Consider the following 13,201-nt stretch of genomic DNA (forward strand, 5'->3'; position numbering starts at 1 on the left):
CGGGCACCGCGCCGAGCAGGCCGCCCCCGCGCCGACGACGGCGCCCGCGAGCCGCGCCCCGGGTCGCCCCCTGGCCGCTGCGGCGCTGGTGCTCTGGACGACGCTCATCGCGCTGGCCGGTGCCGCTCTCACCGACTCGCTGACCGGGGCCACCATCTCCGGGCTTCCCGACCCGGGCCCGATCACCCGCTTCTCGCTGCCCGTCGTCCAGGCCGTGCGCGACGTCGGCGCACTGGTCACCCTGGGCGCGCTGCTGGCGATCGCCACCTGCCTGCCCGGCGTCAAGGACGACGAGCGCCTGCGCGGACCCCGTGCCCGGCTGCTCGCCCTGAGCCAGCTCAGCGCGCTGACCTGGGCGCTCACCTCGCTGCTGCTGATCGCCCTGACCTACTCCGACGCCTCCGGGATCCGGATCGGCGACCCCGGCTTCGCCGACGGAGTCCTGCTCTTCGCCCGCTCCTTCGACCTCGGCACCTACCTGGTCTGGGGTGCCGGACTCGCCACCCTGATCGCGATCGGCGCTACCTTCGTGCAGCGGGTCGGCGGCACCGGCTGGCTGCTCGCGCTCAGTGTGGCCGGGCTGTGGACGCTGGCGCTGACCGGCCACGCCGCCGGCACCGCGAACCACGAGGAGGCGGTCAACTACCAGTTCATCCACCTGCTCGGCATCGGCATCTGGGCCGGCGCCCTGGCCGCGCTGGCGTGGGTCCGCCGCGATCTCAGCGCGGAGCACCTGGCGACGGCGGTGCGCCGGTTCTCGGTGCTGGCCGCCTGGAGCCTGGCCGGCGTCGGGATCTCCGGCGTCCTCGGCGCCGCGCTCCGGATCCCGCGGCTGAGCGACCTGTGGACCGACTACGGCGTGCTGGTCCTGCTCAAGGTCGGCGCCCTGGTGCTGCTCGGGATCGCCGGCTGGTGGCATCGCCGGCACCTGATCGGACGCCTCGCCGACGGTGCACCGCGGGCCTTCGCCCGGCTGGTGAGCGCGGAGCTCGTCGTGCTGTTCGCCGCTGCGGGTCTCGGCGTCGCGCTCAACCGCAGCGCTCCCCCGGCACCGGTCGGCGCGGGCAGCCTGAGCCTGGCCGAGACCGAGCTCGGCCGCCCGTTCCCGCCGGAGCTGACCGGCTCCCGCTGGCTGACCGAGTGGAACATCGACGTCCTCTTCGCCCCGCTCACGCTCCTGCTGGTGGCCAGCTACCTGCTCGCCGTGGTCCGGCTGCGCCGGCGCGGCGACACCTGGCCGTGGGCGCGGACCCTGGCCTGGGTGATCGGCTGGCTGATCTTCTTCTGGGCGACCAGCGGCGCCCCCGCGGTCTACGGCCGGGTGCTCTTCAGCGCGCACATGGTGCAGCACATGACGATCGCGATGGCGGTCCCGGTCTTCCTGGTGCTCGGTGCCCCGATCACGCTGGCGTTGCGCGCTCTCCCGGCGCGCCGCGACGGCAGCCGCGGCATCCGCGAGTGGCTGTTGGCGATCGTGCACTCGCGCCCGGCGGCGGTGCTCACCAACCCGATCGTCGCGGCGGTGATCTTCGTCGTCGGGATGATGGCCTTCTACTACTCGCCGCTGTTCGAGCTCTCGATGCGCGCGCACACCGGTCACGTCCTGATGACCTTCCACTTCCTGCTCAGCGGGTACGTGCTGGTCAGCTGCCTGATCGGCACCGACCCGGGCATCAAGCGCCCCAGCTACCCGCTGCGGCTGCTGCTGATGATGGTCACCTTCGCCTTCCACGCGTTCTTCGCGATCGCGCTGATGGCCAGCGACCAGATCCTGGCCGAGGACTGGTTCGCGATGTTCGACCGCAGCTGGGGCGAGTCGCTGGCCGACGACCAGTACCGCGGCGCCTCGATCGGCTGGGCGTTCGGCGAGCTGCCGTTGGCGATCATCGCGTTGAGCCTGTTGGCGGGCTGGGTCTCCTCGGACCGGCGCGAGCGACGCCGCTTCGACCGCAACGAGGACCGCACCGGCGACCAGGAGCTGGCCGCCTACAACGCCTTCCTGCAGCGGATCGCCGAGGGCACCGAGGGCCGGGGGCGCTCCCGCGAGAGCGTGGTCGCCGAGACTCCCGGGGCCGAGGGCAGCGACACTGCGAGCGAGCCGCGATGAGACCGCTCGGCCAGCTCGAGGCGAAGGTGATGGCGTGCCTGTGGGAGCGCCCGTCGTCGGCCACCGTGCGCGACGTGCTGGAGACCCTGCAGAGCTCGCGCGACGTCGCCTACACGACGGTGATGACGGTGCTCGACAACCTGCATGGCAAGGGCTTCGTCGCGCGGGAGAAGGATGGCCGGGCGTACCGCTACCGCGCGCTGTTGAGCCGCGAGCAGCACACGGCCGGCCTGATCGAAGACGTCCTGGCCCAGAGCCCCGACCGGGGTGCTGTGCTGATGAACTTCGTGGAGCAGATGTCGGAGTCCGACCTCGCCGAGCTCCGGAGCGCGCTCACCCATCTCGAGCGCGGCATGCCCTGATGGCCAGCCTGATGATGCTGGCGCTGGCCTTCCTCGGTGCAACGGTCGGCCCACGGCTGATGCGACTCGGCCGCTGGTCGGCAGCCCCCCGCTGGGGAATCCGAGCCTGGCAGGCATTGTCGATCGCGGTGGCCTCCAGTCTGGTCTTCGCCGGACTGGCCGCCGCCATCCCGGTGCTGGTCACCAACTCCTCGGTCCTGGACGACCTGCCGCTCTCGCCGGCGGCGCTCTGCGAGCACTACGGTCTGCCCGGCGGCACCGTGCTCACCGTGGTCGTCCTGACCGGGACCGCTCTGCTGATCGCCCGGATCGGCTGGTTCTGGCTGGCGCAGAGTCGCGCCACCCGCGCAACGCGACAGGGTCAGCTCTCCCGTCTGGCCCTGATCGGCAGCCCGGAGCCCGCTGGCTACTACCTGCTGACCAGTACTCACCCCTTGGTCTACTGCCTTCCGGGACGGCGGAGCGCGATCGTGGTGACCACGGCCGCGCGGGAGTTGCTCAGCGCCCGCCAGCTCGATCTGGTGCTGGCCCACGAACGGAGCCACCTCCGTGCCCGCCACGACGTCGCCCTCGACTTCGCCGCCGCGCTGCGCCGGGCCTTCGCGCCGATCTCCTTCTTCGCCGTCACCCAGCACCAGATCGCGCGCCTCGCCGAGATGCAGGCGGACGACGACGCCACCAGGAACGGCGGACGGCGCACCTTGGCCTCCGCCCTCCTGACGTTGAGCTTCGCCGTCCCCCAGCCGGGCCTCGGGGCTGGTGCGGTGGCGACCGCCGAGCGGGTACGTCGGCTCTCGCGAACCCCGTCGCCGTGGGGCACCCGGCGCCGGGTGGGTGCCGCGATCACCTCGGCAGCCGTGCTGGTGAGCCCCGCGCTCATGGTCGCGGCGCCGGCCCTGGAAGCCCTTGCCACGCAGTGTTGTGGCACTGCGGCGTCGGTGGCGCTCGGCGCCTGAGCGGCGCGTGCGCTGCTAGATGCCCGCTAGCGCGCGGGGTCCGGCCAGACGTTGATCCGGCAGCTCTGCAAGCCATAGGTCTGCTGCTGCATCACCGGCGCCGGCTGGCCGGCCCCGGGGCAGTCGACATGGGACTCGCCGAGTGCGTGGCCGACCTCGTGGTTGATCAGGTAGGTCCGGTACCTCTCCAGTTCACCGGCGTAGTCATCGGTGCCGACCTCCCAACGCCAGGCGTTGAGGACCACCACGTCACCGTTGCGACACGAGACCTTGCCCAGGGTCAGCAAGGGCGCGCAGAGGGCGTCGGTGGTCCGCGGCGTGGCGAGCACGATCCGGAGGTCCGGCTCATCGGCAACCTGGACGAAGCGAACGCCCTTCGCCCCGGACCAGCCTCGCGGATCACGCAGCGTCCGCATCACCCGCTTCGCGACGGCGTCAGGCTGATGGCGGAGCCCACCTTCGACCTCGATCCGGACGGTCATCGTCTCGGCACCGCTGACGGAGCCGGTCGCATCGTCCAAGATCCGCTTCGCCACCGCGAACGAGCCCGTGCCCAGTGCCGGGACCTCGATCGGCACCAGCCTGACCCGGGGCGCGATCGAGTACGGCGACGTCGGCGCCTGAGCCGGCTCGGGGTTGCCGGGCTCCTCGCCTGCCGAGGTCGATCCTCGGGTAGTGCTCTTCCCCGAGGTGACGGTGGGTTCGGCGTCGTCGGTGCCGCCGTCGCGCTGCGCGAAGCCGGCGGTGGCGACCGCGGCGATCGCCAGACCAGCGCCCAGCCATCGCAGCGGCAGGGGACGCCGAGGGGCCCGATGCCGCGCGCGATCCGCGCGCCGTCCGTGGCGCGATGGTGGCGGCGTCACACCAGGCCCGACCAGTAGTCCCAGAACCGGTCGGTGATCAGCGCGAGCACGATCACGAAGCCCAGCACCAGGATCGGGGCGTGCCACTCTCGCAGCCGTCCGACTGCCGGGTGAGCCTGCACGCGGGCTCCGAACACGCCGTGGGCGGCGTTGTGCAGCGTCAGGTACAGCAGCACGGTCCATCCGGTCGCCCAGACCACCATGCAGTAAGGGCAGAGCGCGCCGATCCGGTAGAGGCTCTGGTGGATCAGCCAGAGCACGAAGGCGAGACCGAGCGTGACGCCGGCCTGGAGCCCGAGCCAGAACCACCGCGGCAGCGCGGCACCACTCGCCACCACCACTCCGACCGTGGTGAGCACGGAGAACCCGACGACACCGAGGATGGGGTTGGGGAAGCCGAAGACGGAGGCCTGCCAGGACTCCATCACCGAACCACAGCTGAGCACCGGGTTGAGGCTGCACGACGGCACGTAGTCGGCGTCCTCGGCCAGCATGATCCGCTCGATCAGCAGCGTCAGCGAAGCGACCACTCCGACCACCCCGCCGAGCGTCAGCCCCAAGCCGAGTCGTCGGTCGGAGAACGCCGGGGTCGCCTCACTCATCGCCCGAGGGCCTCGTCGAGCACCTTCTCGAAGTCCTCGACGTACTGCGGCTGGAAGGGCTTGCCGTTGACGTAGAAGGTCGGGGTGCCGCGGACCTCGAGGCTCTCACCGTCGGCGATATCGCGCTGGATCCGCTCCTTGACCTCGGTGGAGGAGTAGTCGGCGTCGTAGACCGCCATGTCCAGCCCGAGCTCCTCAGCGAAGCCACGGAAGAGGTCGTCGAGTGGCTTGCGCTGCTCGCCCCACTCCTCCTGGGTGGCGAACATCTTGGCGTACATCGCCTCGAACTTGCCCTGGCGTGCAGCCGACTCGACGGAGCGCGCCGCGCGCTCGGAGTTGAAGTGTCCGCGCATCGGGAAGTAGCGGACCACGAAGGTGACCTCGTCGCCGTACTTCTCCCGCATCTCCTCGACGTACGGGTATGCCGCGCGGCAGCCCTCGCACTCGAAGTCCAGGAACTCGACGAAGGTGACCTTGCCGTCGCCCTTCTCGCCGAGGATCCTGCTGTCGGGTCGCACCAGCGCGCTGCGCTCCGCAGCGGTGGACGCCTCCTTCGGGCCGTCGTCGGACTGCATCCAGACGAACCCCACGGTCAGCACGATCAGCGCGGCAACGATCGCCGCCAGCTTGGTCTGTGCGCGCACAAGCCCCATCCCTTCGACATCTACTAAGGGAGATAGTAGATGTCGGGTGGGTGGCTCCGTTCGCCGCCGGTCACATCTGCCGCCCCGGGAACGTCATCACGATGACGGACCTAACCGCGATGATGGGATGACCATGGACCAGACCCTCGCCTTCGAAGCCGAACGACCGCGCTTGGTGCGGGTCGCCGCGCGCATCCTCAACGACAACGCCGAAGCCGAGGACGTCGTCCAGCAGGCCTGGCTGCGGCTCCGATCGACAGAGACCGAGATCGCCAACCTCGGCGGCTGGTTGACCACCGTGACCACGCGGCTCTGCCTGGACCGGCTGCGGGCCAAGGTGCCGACCCCGGCCGACGAGCTGGAGCTCTTCGAGCACGTTCCGGACCCGGCCGAGGAGATCGCGCTCGCCGACACGGTGGGGATCGCCCTCCAGGTGGTGCTGGACCGGCTCAGCCCCGGCGAGCGGGTGGCCTTCGTCCTGCACGACAGTTTCGGGTTCGACTTCACCACGGTCGCGGCGCTGCTCGGCACCTCGCCGACGGCGGCGCGCAAGCTGGCCTCCCGCGCCCGGGCCAAGGTCACCCAGCCAGCCGCCGAGGACGCGCTGGCCGACTGGCAGATCGTCGATGCGTTCATGGCCGCCGCCCGCGAGGGCGACTTCAGCCGGCTCCTCGAACTCCTCGCCCCCGACGTGGTGGTCGACGGTGACGCCGCTGCTGCGGCGATGGGCACTCCGACCTTGAGCGGTCGCGACGAGGTGGCGACCTTCTTCAACGGTGCCGCCCAGGCCGCGTTCTCGGCCTTCGTCGAAGACCGACCGGGCGCGGCCTGGATGCAGCGCGGCAAGCCGCAGGTGGCGTTCGACTTCAGCATCGTCGACGGCCGGGTCGCCGCGATCCGGTTCCGCGCCGAGCCCGAGCTGTTGGCCGCCGTCCGCCTCCGCAAGAACTCAATGTGACCTCAGCGCTGCCATTCGGTCGAATGGTCAGCGCTGAGGTCACATTGGATCAGTCCTCGGGGAGCTCGGCGAACGCCTTCTTCATGTCCCGGTACCAGCCCATCGACTTCACCGGGTGCTTCCACCGGCCCTTCATGTCCTCACGGGCCGGGATGTGCGCCTCGTCGCCGGCCTTGACGGCCTCCTTGAGGTGCCGGTCCTGGGCGTTGATCACGTCGTCGGCGGTCTCCCCCTGGTGGGCGAGGTCGCACGGGCCACCGAGCTGGCGGCAGGTCATGGTCTTCATGGCTTCTCCTTCGGTCATACCTATCTGACGGACCACCCGCCCCCAATGTGACCTCAGCGCGCGGATTCGGCCAATTTTCTTGCTGACAGGTCACATTGAAGGGCTAGGTTGAGGCATGGAACGCAACGAGGCCGCCGACTCGCGGCGCAAGGGCTCCGGGCGCGGCCCGTTCGAGCACTTCGTGGAGCGGGTCAACACCACCGTCAGCAGCGCCCCCTTCTTCTACGTGATCGTCGCTGCCCTGCTGCTCTGGGTGGCGAGCCTGCCGCTCTGGTCGAGCACCACGAAGTGGGAGCTGGCGCTGCATACCGGCTCGTCGGTGCTGTCCTTGCTGCTGCTGGTGCTGTTGCAGAACGCCGGACGGCGCTCGGAGGAGAGCTCCCACGAGAAGCTCAACGTGATCGCCGAGGCACTCTCCGACCTGATGACCTCGCGTGCCCAGGACGATCCGGCGCTCAGCGAGTCCGTGCAGAAACTGCGCGACGCCGTCGGCCTGGAGGAGCGGCACTGATCGAAGGAATCCCGACACCGATGTAACGCCTCGCCCCGGTGACGACAGGTACTGGGTGACATCAGTTGTCGAAAGAGGAGATATCCCCATGCAGAAGTCCACGCGAGTCACCGCCGCCCTGGCCGGCCTCACCCTGTCCTTCGGCGCACTGATGGCGCCTGCCGCCCACGCCACCGAGGCCCCGAAGGAGCCCTGCGCGAAGCAGACCACCCAGGTCGCCAACGCCGAGGACGCCCTGGCCCGCGTGACCGCGGTCTTCGAGAAGCAGGCCACCAAGGTGAAGAAGGCCAAGAAGGCCGTCGTCAAGGCGGACAACCGCAGCGAGAAGGCCAAGGCCAAGCGCGCCCTGGCTGCCGCGAAGGAGAAGAAGGAGCACGCCAAGAAGGCGAAGAAGGCTCAGCTCCAGCGTCTCGCCAAGGCCCAGGCCCGGCTGGCCGACTGCCAGGCCAAGCAGACTCCGGTGGAGACCCCGGCTGCCTGATCACAGCCAACGGGGGAGGCGGCGAAGGGAGACCTTCGCCGCCTCGGCTCATCTCTGGGGCCCTTCGGGGCTCATTCAGCCGCGTGCCTGGTCGACCAGCAGCCGCGCGTGTGTGGTGCCGTCGCGGTTGAGCCGGCGCAGGCCGCGGTGCCGGGCGACGCGCAACGCCACCGGGCTGATCCCGAGCACCGCGGCGGCCTGCTTGGGCTCCATGCCGAGGGCGTCGACCAGGCCGATGCAGTCCCGCTCGCGCTGGGAGAGGGTGGCCAGCACCGAGCGCACCCAGTCGAGGCGCTCGTGGTCGCCGGCGTGGTCCTCGGCCGGCCCGACCGCCTCGGCCAGGTCGTCGGGCTCCTGGGGGGTGGTCGCCCGGCGCTGCGCGGTGCGCTGTGCGTTCGCGGTGAGCTTGCGGGCGATGCCGAAGAGCCAGCCCGCGAACTCCTCGCTGGTGCCCTCGAAGTCGGCGATCTTCGACGCCGCCACGAACCAGGCCTCGCCGGCCACGTCGTCCGCGCTCAGCGCAGCGTCGCCGAGCGGGCGCAGCCGCAGCCACGCCAGCAGCCGCCCGGCATGCTCGGCGTAGAGCTCGCGCCATGCCTCCGGGTCGCCCTGACGGGCCCGGGTCACCGCGCCGTCGTCAGCCATCGCCTGAGGTGTCGTCCGCACGGCCCTGTTCGGGGGTGGCGGCCTGGGTGGGCTTGGGCTTCTGGGTCTTCTCCGGCTTCGCGGGCTTGGCGGGCTTCTCGGCCTGCTTCTGCTGGCCCTTGCCGGAGTCGGGCCGCTCCTTGGTCTTCCCCTTCGCCTTGCCCTGCCCGGCGTCGTCGGAGTTGCCGTTGTCCGCACCCTGTCCGTGCTCGGCGCCCTGGCCGTTCTCGGCGCCCTGGCCCCGGCCGGAGTCTCCGGACGGCGATCCGCCCGGTCCCTCGGGCCGGGTGCGGTCCTTGTCGCCCGGCTGGCGCCCCTGCGGGTCGCCGTCCTGGCTCCCGGAGGTGGCGGAGTCGTCGGGCACCGAGCTCGGCGAGGGCTCGGGCGACCCTGGCCCGCCCGGCGTCTTGGCCGGCGGGGCGGGCTGCTGGCTGGGCAGCCCCGGGACGTCGATGGCCCCGGTCGCCCAGGCACCGCCGACGCCCAGCGCGAAGACGCCCACCGTCGCGGCAGCCAGGGTGGCGCCACGGCGCGGCGCGGCCGACGGCTTGCTGTCGCGGGCCAGCGCTGCCAGCTGCTCGAAGAAGTGGTCCGGCGCGTCGAGGCGCGGGGCGTCCACGCGGAGATCGCGAGGGGAGAGCGTCATGGGAGGGCCGTTCCGAGACTTGTCTGGTCCGCCCCAGCGTACCCGGATCTGTCACTACCATGGGCGCTCCAGCGGACCGGGCCGACGGAGGAACGACGATGAGCACGACCGACCCAGCAGCACAACGCCACGACGAGGTGGTCGGGCAGCGTGGCAGCGCACGGCAGCTGCAGCTCGGCATCGCCGGTCTGGTCCTGCTCGCGGCCGGTGCCGCAGCATTCGGCGTTGCGTTCTCGATCCTGGCCGAGGAGGTGCGCCACACCGTCCTCGACGACGCCTTCGACGACCGGGCCACCCGGCTGACCAGCGCGCCGTGGTCGCTTCCCATCTGCTTCGTCGTGGGCTTCGCCGCCATCGCGCTCGGCGCCCTGCTCTACCGGCGCGCGATCCTGCGCTACCGCGGCGGCGAGCGGCCGTGGCCGCTTCCGGGCGCGACCGGGGTGATCGCCTTCAGCTGCGGCTTCATCGCGCTGGTGCCGCAGTGGCTGGCTCCGGTGGAGGTCGGCAGCTCGCCCGACTCGGTCTTCGGCGGCGAGGCGACCTGGGGCACCGGCTCGTGGATCGCCTACCGCGCCACGATCTGGCTGCCGCTGCTGCTGGTGGTGCTCTCGGCGCTCGCCTGCTGGCGGGCGCTGCGCGCGCACGGCGCGGACCGTTCGGCGGCGCAGGAGCGCGATCGGCTGCTGGCCGTCGGGCGCCGCACGCCGGGGACGGTCCACGAGCTGGCGGTGCGCACCACCTCCGACGACACCGGCCGGCGACGGGTGGTCGGCGCCCTGGTCACAATCCGGTTCACCGACGACGCCGGGACGGCGCGCCATCTGGAGCGCTACGTGTCCGCCAGCACGGTCGAGGTCTCGAGCATCCGCGACGTCGAGGTCCTCTACGACCCGCTGCGACCGGACGCGACGACCTCGATCTTCCTCACCTTCCGTCCGGTGCCGCTGCCGAGCGACTGGGTCGGCCCCACCGCCAAGGAGCGCCGCCGCGCGAGCTGACGCCGTCCGGCTCAGCCTCCGTAGAGGTGCACGCTCGGGCGATAGACGAGCTCCTGGATGTCGCCGTCCAGCGTGGTGGCCGACAGCAGCTCCAGGTCGAAGTCGCCGGCGCCCCCGAAGATCGGGGCGGTGCCACTGCGGCCGCTGATCACCGGGAAGACGGTGACCTGGACCCGGTCGACCAGTCCGGCCGCCAGCAGGGCGTGGTTGAGCCGGAGGCTGCCGTGCGAGCGCATCGGGGCATCCGACTCCGCCTTCAAGCGGGTGACGATCTCCACCGGATCGCCGGCCACCACCGTTGCGTCCGGCCAGTCCTGGGGTCCGGTCAGCGTCGACGAGATCACCGTCGCCGGCAGTGCACACATCCGCTGCACCCATGGGTCGCGGACGTCGGCGTCCTCCGGCGCCCCGGCCAGCATCTCGATGAACTCGACGAAGGTGGTGGCACCGAAGACCATCCGCTGCTCCCCCGCGTACTGCTCGCGGCGGTGGGCGAGCAGCTCGGGCCCCTGCTTGCCCCAGTAGCCGCCCCAGTCGCCGGGCGGCTGGTACGAGCCGTAGCCGTCCAGGGTGGAGAAGATGTCGAAGGTGTACGTGGCGGTCATCGGTCCTCCTGAGGTCGGCGGTCACCCATACCGACCCATGGCACCCGGCGGACTCATCGATCGCCCCTCAGCGCGATGGGCGAAAAGAACAATCACCCCAAAGGGTGAAGATTCTCCTGGACGGGACTGGCTACTCTCCGTCAGTGATCGAGGACGACAGACGAGCCGTTGGTCGCTGAGGGGTCGGGCAGCCTGTCGGATGCGGCGGAGTTCGCCGCCGTCAGTGGGGAGCTGGGGGCACTCACCGACCCGGGACGCACCTGGGAGCGAGTGGCTGAGCTGGTCTTCGACGTGGTTCCTCGAGCGACCTCCTGCGACGCCCTGCTGCGACGGGCGGGCACCTGGGAGTCGATGGTGGCCACCGACGATCTCGTCGTCCGCTGCGGCGCACTTCAGCGCGAGCTGCGCGAGGGCCCGCTCTGGGAGCCGCCGCAGGACCCTGGCGCCTTCCTGGTCAGCGACACCGCGACCGAGCAGCGGTGGCCGCGCTGGTGCCGGCAGCTCGCCGAGCTCGGGGTTCGCTCCGTGCTGGCGATCCAGCTGACGTCGTACCGCGACGAGGGCGACCGGGTGATGGGGTTGATCTCGGTCTATGACCGCGCCGCCGACACCTTCACCCCCGACGACGTCGACCGGGCGCTGGTCTTCGCGACCCACGTAGGCACCGCGCTGACCACCGCCAAGGTGGTGGACCGCCTGGAGACCTCGATCCGGACCCGGCACCTGATCGGCGTCGCGCAGGGCATCCTGATGCAGCGTCACGACCTGAGCGAGGCGGCCGCGTACTCCGCGATCCGGCGCTACGCGGCGGAGCACGGAATCCCGGTCAGCCAGGCGGTGGAGGTGGTCATCGACGGCGGCTCGGATCCGCTGCTGCCGGAGCCGGCGGGCGACGTCGGGGCGTAGTTCGCCGGGCCCCGTAGATTTCCTGGTGCGCCTGAACCGTCGACCCTGTTGAGGAGGACCCGATGTCGACACCCCCACGACCGCCGCGGATCGCGGTGCTGAACGACTACGAGATCGTCGTGGCCGGGATCGCCCGGATGCTCGCCGACCATCCCGAGCACGTCGAGGTGGTCGAGCTCGACACCCGGCGTCCGGCGACCGACGACGTCGACATCGTCCTGTTCGACACCTTCGCGCGCCCCGGCGAGGCCGGTGAGCAGACGCTGAGCCAGCTCGCCGACTCCTCGAGGTCGAAGATCGTGGTCTTCGCCTGGAACACCGACCCGGAGTTGGTGGAGAAGGCCCTCAGTCAGGGTGCCGCCGGCTACCTGTCCAAGGCGCTGAGCGCCGAGCGCCTGGTGGAGGCGCTGCGCGCGGTCCACGACGGCGAGCGGATCGTGGAGACGCCGTCGCCCCGCTCCGCCACCCGGCCCGTCGGCGACTGGCCGGGGCGCGAGGCCGGCCTCGGAGCGCGGGAGAGCGAGGTGCTCGCCCTGATCGCGCGCGGCCTCAGCAACCAGGAGATCGCGCTGGCGCTCTACCTCAGCGTCAACTCGGTGAAGACCCACATCCGCAACGCGTACCGCAAGATCGGCGCCCAGCGCCGCAGCCAAGCCGTGCGCTGGGCCCTGGAGAACGGGTTCGACACCGACCCCGATCGCACCCGCCTCTAGGGTGGGCCGATGCATCCGTTGATCTCGCGTGCGGCCATGACCAGCGCACTCCTGGCACTGGGAGTCGCAGCGCTCGGCGTCGGCCCCGCAGGAGCAGGGCCGATGACCGCCGACCAGACTCCCTCCCACCGCGCCCCGCAGGCGGAGCGGAGCACGACAACGCTGTTCGCAGGCCAGGCCTTGGTGGCCGGCACCTCCCGCTCGGAGCTCACCAACGGCTGGTACACGCTGACGGTGACCTCCGGTGACGTCGAACTTCGGGAGACGATCCCGCTGCCAGGGCGAGACGGCACCAGCTCCACCTCGACCGGCACCTGGTTCCGCACCGACACCACGGGCTGGTTCAGCGCCGAGCGTGACCGCACCAGGTTGCGCCTGCGCCGCAATGGCGACCTTGCCCTGGTCACCTCGCGCGGCCGGCAGCTCTGGCACAGCGGCACGAAGGGCAGCGGCGCCGTCCAGCTCAACGTGCGGGGCAACGGCGCGCTCACTCTCACCACGAAGTCCGGCAAGGTCGTCTGGAGGTCACACAGCGGCCAGACGCAGATGTCCGGCGGGATGCGCTTGAAGCCGGGACAGAAGTTCCGCAACGCCTGGGAGACAGCCTTCTCCGGCGGGAAGGTCACGACGTTGACCATGCAGCGCGACGGCAACCTAGTACAGCGCTGCGGCTCCATGGTCACCTGGCAGTCTCGGACTCACGTCCGGGGTTCTGAGTTGCGCATGTCCCGGACGGGCGTCCTGCGGGTGGTCACCCCGAAGGGACGCGTCGCCTGGCGGGCCAGCGGCGGCCCGAACCGTGACTATGCCTGGTTCAACTCCTCCAGCATGATCATGCAGTCCCTCGACGCCACCGGGATCAAGCTCATCTGGCAGGCGAACACCAAGCTGTGCTGACAACTCAATGTGACCTCAGCG

General features: G+C 71.0%; 17 protein-coding genes. 10 read left to right on the forward strand and 7 right to left on the reverse strand.

From position 1 onward, the window contains the following. From ABD151_RS06920 to ABD151_RS06930, 3 genes are all read left to right on the forward strand, one after another. Positions 1–2,107, forward strand: a 2,107-nt coding sequence (locus ABD151_RS06920; protein WP_343992674.1) for a bifunctional copper resistance protein CopD/cytochrome c oxidase assembly protein, incomplete at its 5' end; no start/stop codon positions are given. Next, complete coding sequence (locus ABD151_RS06925; protein WP_343992676.1) at positions 2,104–2,469, forward strand: BlaI/MecI/CopY family transcriptional regulator; 366 nt, start codon at positions 2,104–2,106, stop codon at positions 2,467–2,469. The genes ABD151_RS06920 and ABD151_RS06925, both read left to right, overlap by 4 nt. Then, entirely contained in the window at positions 2,469–3,425 is a 957-nt protein-coding gene (locus tag ABD151_RS06930) for a M56 family metallopeptidase (RefSeq protein WP_343992678.1), read from the forward strand. The genes ABD151_RS06925 and ABD151_RS06930 overlap by 1 nt, the downstream gene beginning before the upstream one ends. Before the next feature lie 26 nt (positions 3,426–3,451). On the opposite strand, the gene ABD151_RS06935 is transcribed toward ABD151_RS06930, so the two are convergent. From ABD151_RS06935 to ABD151_RS06945, 3 genes are read right to left on the reverse strand one after another with little or no spacing between them, the layout of a single operon-like run. Next, positions 3,452–4,288, reverse strand: coding sequence for a DUF3152 domain-containing protein (locus tag ABD151_RS06935; RefSeq protein ID WP_343992680.1), 837 nt, complete (start codon positions 4,286–4,288; stop codon positions 3,452–3,454). Continuing rightward, positions 4,285–4,890, reverse strand: coding sequence for a vitamin K epoxide reductase family protein (locus tag ABD151_RS06940; protein WP_343992682.1), 606 nt, complete (start codon positions 4,888–4,890; stop codon positions 4,285–4,287). The genes ABD151_RS06935 and ABD151_RS06940 overlap by 4 nt, the downstream gene beginning before the upstream one ends. Continuing rightward, a complete protein-coding gene (locus ABD151_RS06945) occupies positions 4,887–5,534 on the reverse strand; it encodes a DsbA family protein (protein WP_343992684.1) in 648 nt (215 codons plus the stop codon). The genes ABD151_RS06940 and ABD151_RS06945 overlap by 4 nt, the downstream gene beginning before the upstream one ends. A 133-nt stretch (positions 5,535–5,667) precedes the next feature. On the opposite strand from ABD151_RS06945, the gene ABD151_RS06950 reads away from it, so the two are divergent. Continuing rightward, positions 5,668–6,492, forward strand: a complete 825-nt coding sequence (locus tag ABD151_RS06950) for a sigma-70 family RNA polymerase sigma factor (RefSeq protein ID WP_343992686.1) — start codon at positions 5,668–5,670, stop codon at positions 6,490–6,492. A 49-nt stretch (positions 6,493–6,541) separates the two neighbouring features. Here ABD151_RS06950 and ABD151_RS06955 read toward each other — a convergent pair whose 3' ends face one another. Further along, positions 6,542–6,778: a hypothetical protein gene (locus ABD151_RS06955; protein ID WP_343992688.1), complete on the reverse strand. Its 237-nt coding sequence runs from the start codon at positions 6,776–6,778 to the stop codon at positions 6,542–6,544. A gap of 115 nt (positions 6,779–6,893) precedes the next feature. Between ABD151_RS06955 and ABD151_RS06960 the strand changes: the two genes are divergently transcribed. Together ABD151_RS06960 and ABD151_RS06965 are read left to right on the forward strand one after the other, a co-directional pair. Continuing rightward, positions 6,894–7,289, forward strand: a complete 396-nt coding sequence (locus ABD151_RS06960; RefSeq protein ID WP_343992690.1) for a low affinity iron permease family protein — start codon at positions 6,894–6,896, stop codon at positions 7,287–7,289. Positions 7,290–7,377: 88 nt separating this feature from the next. Continuing rightward, positions 7,378–7,770 carry a hypothetical protein gene (locus ABD151_RS06965; RefSeq protein ID WP_343992692.1) on the forward strand — a complete coding sequence of 131 codons (393 nt, stop codon included), beginning with the start codon at positions 7,378–7,380 and terminating at the stop codon, positions 7,768–7,770. A gap of 75 nt (positions 7,771–7,845) precedes the next feature. Here the strand turns inward: ABD151_RS06965 and ABD151_RS06970 are convergent, their stop codons facing one another. Both ABD151_RS06970 and ABD151_RS06975 read right to left on the reverse strand, forming a co-directional pair. Beyond that, positions 7,846–8,415: an RNA polymerase sigma factor gene (locus tag ABD151_RS06970; RefSeq protein ID WP_343992694.1), complete on the reverse strand. Its 570-nt coding sequence runs from the start codon at positions 8,413–8,415 to the stop codon at positions 7,846–7,848. After that, the gene (locus tag ABD151_RS06975; protein ID WP_343992696.1) at positions 8,408–9,061 is read right to left on the reverse strand and encodes a hypothetical protein; all 654 of its coding nucleotides are present in this window, start codon (positions 9,059–9,061) and stop codon (positions 8,408–8,410) included. Before ABD151_RS06975 ends, ABD151_RS06970 begins: the two co-directional genes overlap by 8 nt. A gap of 98 nt (positions 9,062–9,159) precedes the next feature. On the opposite strand from ABD151_RS06975, the gene ABD151_RS06980 reads away from it, so the two are divergent. After that, positions 9,160–10,059, forward strand: a complete 900-nt coding sequence (locus ABD151_RS06980) for a hypothetical protein (RefSeq protein WP_343992698.1) — start codon at positions 9,160–9,162, stop codon at positions 10,057–10,059. Between the two features lie 11 nt (positions 10,060–10,070). Here the strand turns inward: ABD151_RS06980 and ABD151_RS06985 are convergent, their stop codons facing one another. Then, complete coding sequence (locus ABD151_RS06985) at positions 10,071–10,664, reverse strand: dihydrofolate reductase family protein (RefSeq protein ID WP_343992700.1); 594 nt, start codon at positions 10,662–10,664, stop codon at positions 10,071–10,073. A 168-nt stretch (positions 10,665–10,832) separates the two neighbouring features. Between ABD151_RS06985 and ABD151_RS06990 the strand changes: the two genes are divergently transcribed. From ABD151_RS06990 to ABD151_RS07000, 3 genes are all read left to right on the forward strand, one after another. Next, positions 10,833–11,570 (forward strand): GAF and ANTAR domain-containing protein, encoded by a 738-nt coding sequence (locus ABD151_RS06990; RefSeq protein ID WP_343992702.1) that lies wholly within the window; start codon positions 10,833–10,835, stop codon positions 11,568–11,570. A 62-nt stretch (positions 11,571–11,632) separates the two neighbouring features. Continuing rightward, on the forward strand, positions 11,633–12,283 hold the full coding sequence (locus tag ABD151_RS06995) for a response regulator transcription factor (protein WP_343992704.1): 651 nt from the start codon (positions 11,633–11,635) through the stop codon (positions 12,281–12,283). 36 nt (positions 12,284–12,319) lie between these two features. Beyond that, complete coding sequence (locus ABD151_RS07000; RefSeq protein WP_343992706.1) at positions 12,320–13,180, forward strand: hypothetical protein; 861 nt, start codon at positions 12,320–12,322, stop codon at positions 13,178–13,180. The last annotated feature ends 21 nt before the right edge of the window (positions 13,181–13,201 follow it).

Source organism: Nocardioides dubius (assembly GCF_039528155.1).
In the GTDB taxonomy this organism is placed as follows: domain Bacteria; phylum Actinomycetota; class Actinomycetes; order Propionibacteriales; family Nocardioidaceae; genus Nocardioides; species Nocardioides dubius.

What these genes read in the sequence shown, in the direction of transcription:
- ABD151_RS06925 (WP_343992676.1), top strand. Translation starts at nt 2,104, where the DNA reads ATGAGACCGCTCGGCCAGCTCGAGGCGAAGGTGATGGCGTGCCTGTGG.
- ABD151_RS06930 (WP_343992678.1), top strand. Translation starts at nt 2,469, where the DNA reads ATGGCCAGCCTGATGATGCTGGCGCTGGCCTTCCTCGGTGCAACGGTC.
- ABD151_RS06940 (WP_343992682.1), bottom strand. Translation starts at nt 4,890, where the DNA reads ATGAGTGAGGCGACCCCGGCGTTCTCCGACCGACGACTCGGCTTGGGG.
- ABD151_RS06950 (WP_343992686.1), top strand. Translation starts at nt 5,668, where the DNA reads ATGGACCAGACCCTCGCCTTCGAAGCCGAACGACCGCGCTTGGTGCGG.
- ABD151_RS06955 (WP_343992688.1), bottom strand. Translation starts at nt 6,778, where the DNA reads ATGAAGACCATGACCTGCCGCCAGCTCGGTGGCCCGTGCGACCTCGCC.
- ABD151_RS06960 (WP_343992690.1), top strand. Translation starts at nt 6,894, where the DNA reads ATGGAACGCAACGAGGCCGCCGACTCGCGGCGCAAGGGCTCCGGGCGC.
- ABD151_RS06965 (WP_343992692.1), top strand. Translation starts at nt 7,378, where the DNA reads ATGCAGAAGTCCACGCGAGTCACCGCCGCCCTGGCCGGCCTCACCCTG.
- ABD151_RS06970 (WP_343992694.1), bottom strand. Translation starts at nt 8,415, where the DNA reads ATGGCTGACGACGGCGCGGTGACCCGGGCCCGTCAGGGCGACCCGGAG.
- ABD151_RS06975 (WP_343992696.1), bottom strand. Translation starts at nt 9,061, where the DNA reads ATGACGCTCTCCCCTCGCGATCTCCGCGTGGACGCCCCGCGCCTCGAC.
- ABD151_RS06980 (WP_343992698.1), top strand. Translation starts at nt 9,160, where the DNA reads ATGAGCACGACCGACCCAGCAGCACAACGCCACGACGAGGTGGTCGGG.
- ABD151_RS06985 (WP_343992700.1), bottom strand. Translation starts at nt 10,664, where the DNA reads ATGACCGCCACGTACACCTTCGACATCTTCTCCACCCTGGACGGCTAC.
- ABD151_RS06995 (WP_343992704.1), top strand. Translation starts at nt 11,633, where the DNA reads ATGTCGACACCCCCACGACCGCCGCGGATCGCGGTGCTGAACGACTAC.
- ABD151_RS07000 (WP_343992706.1), top strand. Translation starts at nt 12,320, where the DNA reads ATGACCAGCGCACTCCTGGCACTGGGAGTCGCAGCGCTCGGCGTCGGC.